1 protein-coding gene is annotated in these 322 nt (G+C 52.2%); it reads right to left on the bottom strand.

Translation table 11 applies throughout. From position 1 onward, the window contains the following. A partial coding sequence (locus FN082_RS20545; RefSeq protein WP_268887527.1) for an exonuclease domain-containing protein occupies positions 1-322 on the bottom strand: 322 nt, incomplete at both ends.

The following is a 322-nucleotide window of genomic DNA, read 5'->3' as shown; positions in this document are numbered from 1 at the left end:
TGTTGCGCTTGCCAGGAAACATTTTCCGCGCCAGCGCCAAACTGTCGGTGATTTTACAAAAGGTCTCGGTTTTTCCGATGCCGCGGTTTAGCTTACTGAATTCATAATCCATAAAGCCGATATCGAACGAGGCGTTATGGATCACCAGCTCCGCGCCGCGGATGTAATCCATAAACTCATCAGCCACGTCGGCAAAGGTAGGTTTATCCAGCAGGAACTCATCGGCGATCCCGTGTACGCCGAATGCTTCAGGATCCACCAGCCGATCGGGCTTCAGATAGACGTGAAAATTGTTACCGGTCAGGCGGCGGTTGATCACCTC

The sequence above is a fragment of the Klebsiella spallanzanii genome (assembly GCF_902158555.1).
Taxonomy (GTDB): Bacteria; Pseudomonadota; Gammaproteobacteria; order Enterobacterales; family Enterobacteriaceae; genus Klebsiella; species Klebsiella spallanzanii.
Note: the sequence above shows the minus strand (reverse complement) of the source record. Positions and strands in the feature narration are given on the sequence as shown.